Source organism: Mesorhizobium intechi (genome assembly GCF_002879535.1).
GTDB classification, from domain to species: domain Bacteria; phylum Pseudomonadota; class Alphaproteobacteria; order Rhizobiales; family Rhizobiaceae; genus Mesorhizobium; species Mesorhizobium intechi.
In genome coordinates this window covers 1-3,766 of the sequence record NZ_PNOT02000308.1, presented here as the reverse complement: position 1 = coordinate 3,766, position 3,766 = coordinate 1, and the positions used below count along the sequence as shown (strand labels likewise).

The following is a 3,766-nucleotide window of genomic DNA, read 5'->3' as shown; positions in this document are numbered from 1 at the left end:
GTTAATGGGTCAGGCTTGGCGGAATCCCCGGGCGCCTTCGGCGCATCAGCTATTTCCAACCCTGAAAATTTCCCCGGACTTGCGGAGCCGACCGTTGGCCCTCATGCCGAAAGTTTGGCTCCTGTTCAAAGGGTTAGGTTAACCAACGTTCAACAAGGATGGTTAAGCAACATTTAATTTAGTTGACACTAACGGGGTGACAGCCGATTCTGCTGCGGGGATTTAAGGGCCTTGCAGCAGTCGTTGGCTGCAGCCCAAAGTGGCGGCACGTAAGGGTATGAGTTTAGACGTAGGCATCATCAGCCGTGCCAGCAGACAGGCAGGGCGGCCCGGGTCAGTTCCGGTCAATGCGGCGGAGAAGGCTGCTTTTCTCGTGCCCGTACTCTCTCCGGTCCAGCAATGGATCCTGCGGACAGGTCTGGCTTTCTGGTTCGCCACCCTCGGCTTTTTCTGGGTCTGGTGGCTGAAGCCGGATCATATCGAACACATCGGACCATTCACCTTTGCCACCCTCGTGCTGGCCTGGCTGACCTTGATGCCGATGTACTTCCTGCTCAACGTGCACGCGTCACGCAAACCTTCAAAGCTTTACAGTGTCCCGAAGAGTTCGCGAGTCGCCATGGTGGTGACCAAGGCTCCGTCCGAACCCTTCGCCGTGGTTGCGCGTACGTTGGAAGCAATGCTCGCGCAGGATTATCCGCACGACACTTGGCTGGCCGACGAGGATCCTTCCGAAGAGACGGTCCGCTGGTGCGAGGCCCGCGGCGTGCTCATATCGACGCGGCGCGGGAGGGAAGACTACCACCGCAAGATATGGCCGCGCCGCACCCGCTGCAAGGAAGGCAACCTGGCCTTCTTCTATGACCATTATGGTTATGAGCGTTACGATTTCGTCGCGCAGATGGACGCCGACCATGTGCCGACGCCGACCTATCTCAGGGAAATCCTTTATCCCTTCGCCGATCCCGCGGTCGGCTATGTCTCGGCACCGAGCATCTGCGACAACAATGCCGCCGAAAGCTGGTCAGCGCGCGGCCGGCTGTTTCCGGAGGGGATGTTCCATGGCCCCTTGCAATCCGGTCATACCGGCGGCGGGGCGCCGCTCTGCATCGGCTCACACTATGCCGTGCGAACCAAGGCATTGAAGCAGGCGGGCGGTCTCGGCCCGGAACTGGCGGAGGACCATTCCACCTCGATGCTGATCAACGCAGCCGGATGGCGCGGCGTGCATGCGATGGATGCTATTGCCCATGGCGATGGCCCGCAAACCTTCGCCGATCTTGTCACCCAGGAATTCCAGTGGTCGCGCAGCCTGATGACGATCCTGCTCGAATATTCGCCCACATACTTCCCCAAGCTGTCGCCGAGGTTGCGGTTCCAGTTCGTGTTTTGCCAGCTTTGGTATCCGTTGTTCGCCGTCTTTGCGCTGCTGATGTATGCAATGCCGATGTATGCGCTGTTCACCGGGCGCAACTTTGCCAACGTCATGTATGCCGACTTCCTCTTCTACTACCTGCCCAACGCCGGCGCCCTCGTTGGCCTGGTAATGATGCTGAAGGCATTCGGCCTCTCGCGGCCGATGACGGCCAAGACGATAAGTTGGGAAGGCACGCTGTTCCTCTTCTTCGCCCGCTGGCCGTGGGTTCTGGCTGGCACGGTGTCGTCGCTGCGCGACTATCTCACCAAGTCGTTCGTGGATTTTCGCGTCACGCCAAAGGGCAGTGGTCCTAAGAGCCTGATTCCGTTGCGCGCCTTCGTTCCCTATGTGGTGCTGGCGGTCGGTGCGGCGCTGCCTGTCCTACTCGTCGATCACCCCTTCGATGCCACCGGCTTCTATTGGTTCGCTGCCCTCAACGCCTTCCTCTACGGGCTTCTGGTGCTGGTCATCGTCGTAAGGCATGTCATCGAGAACCGGATCCCGCTGCGTGCCAATGCCGTGAAACTGGCCTTTCAGGCATCGCTGGCGATGCTCGCGCTTGCCGTGCCGACCGCGGGTTTTTACGATCGTGGCATGGAAGGCGTCTACGGGCTGCAGCAGGGAGCGGGCGGCATCCGCATCGTCCGCATCGCCTATGTGGTTTCCGGCGCCGGCCAGGGCAACATCGGCGCCCGCAATTTCTACTTCGATCCGGGTTGGGAAACGCGGCGCTGACGCCCAAGGTCCTCCGCGCGCAAAGAGCTCTTCTGAACTGCACTCACTTCGATGGACGGCTTCGACTGACGGCCGGCAACCTGCTGCCGCATCGGGCATAAGCAAATAAGATCAAATTTTAATTATATCCGGTCGAGTGCTTAAAGGCGGCACTGACCATGCCGTTTGCGCGAATTTTAATAAGTATCCTCTAATACTCATGATGTGAGGGGCGGTTGGCTGTTCACTCGGCGCGGAAGACATCGAAGAAAAATATCTCGCGTCCAATCGACTTGCATTTCTCGGCAGGGGATAGGTGATGATCAAGTTCATGAGGGGTTTGGCTGCCAAGGGCAGAGAAAATGCCTGGTCTATAGCCGCCATTGTACTTATATCGACGGTTTCCGGTTGCCAGAGCATGGACGCGACCACGACCGGCTCACTCGCCGGCAAGCCTGCGGTGCATGCATCCACCAAGAAAATCCACGACGTCGGCAGGAAGCCGGTTCGCGTGTTCCGCCACAAGCGCCTCATGCAGGTGACCAGCGTGACGCGCACGACCGAGACGGCCTACGCCGCCTTCGTGCGGCCGCAGCCGGCAAGGGTCGTCACGCCGGCGCCGGTGAAGGTTTCCTTCAGGCTGGGCAGCGCTGGCCCGCTCCTGGGCCATTCACCCTGGATCTGCGGTCCAAGCGGATTTGGCCAGCGCGCGGCTTGCCGCGCGCGCTAGCAAGAGGCGGCACGGGTCTGGCCGGTCACCTCCTGCGTCCGGATTTCCGTGCGCGCCGATACCAATCGCAAGCATCTTCCATCGCTCTCGTGGCCTGACGCCGTAGCCTCGGGCCGGCCTGTCTTGCGGCTTGTCGATCCTTCGACCTATCGCTCCTCCTTGCGGCGCAAAAGATTGACATCGGTCTTTGCCCAGCTGTTAATGCGCGCAAGCCAACTGCTGACCGCACGGCCCGGGAAGTCTGGCGTCGTGTCGATGGAGAGAACGCTCCGGGCGGGGCGTTCTGGGTCATGGTCGTGTCGGCGCTATGCTGGATCGGGATACGAAAAACCGAAATGCGACTGCTGATTGCGCTGACAGTTTCGACCGGATTGCCTTCTCCTTGCAGAAGTCATGAGCAGAAAAGCGGCCAGTCTGCCAGACGCGCCTGGCTTGTGCCCATGCTGGTCGTTTGTGGCCAGTTGGCGCTTTCAGGAGCGGCTCAGGCGGCCAACGAAAAGAGCCCCAAGCCAGCGGAAGCCGCCTCTACCGTGCCGACTGCTTTCGAGCTGCAGCGTCTCTACACCGACCGCACATGGCTGTGGAAAGATGGAGCGGCCTATTTTGGACGGGTCGGTCGGCCCTTCAGGGCCTGGACTTCGGGGCAGGATTCAGCCTCTGTGGCCGAGGGCAGGTGGCTGGTGACGAACGACGGCAAGATGTGCATGGACGCGGCCTGGCGGTCCAAGAGCTACAAGGGCAAGCAACAGCGGATCTGCTACAGCCACCGCGTGAGGGGCGGGGCCGTTGAGCAGCGCAAGGAACCGGACGGGAACTGGTACAGTTTCAAGCGAAGCCCCGAGGCTCTTTCCGATGAATACCGGAAATTCGAAGTGGGCGACACCAAGGGCGCGCAGTTCGAAGAG

The 3,766-nt window shown here is 60.5% G+C and carries 3 protein-coding genes; all 3 read left to right on the top strand.

Annotation, left to right across the window (positions count from 1 at the left end; all coding sequences use genetic code 11):
• Window positions 1-277: 277 nt before the first annotated feature.
• The gene (locus C1D09_RS26360) at window positions 278-2,152 is read left to right on the top strand and encodes a glycosyltransferase family 2 protein (RefSeq protein ID WP_143976994.1); all 1,875 of its coding nucleotides are present in this window, start codon (window positions 278-280) and stop codon (window positions 2,150-2,152) included.
• Window positions 2,153-2,549: 397 nt separating this feature from the next.
• Complete coding sequence (locus C1D09_RS26355; protein ID WP_246135882.1) at window positions 2,550-2,861, top strand: hypothetical protein; 312 nt, start codon at window positions 2,550-2,552, stop codon at window positions 2,859-2,861.
• Window positions 2,862-3,196: 335 nt separating this feature from the next.
• Window positions 3,197-3,766 (top strand): DUF995 domain-containing protein (locus tag C1D09_RS26350; RefSeq protein ID WP_143976995.1); only part of this gene is annotated, 570 nt, incomplete at its 3' end.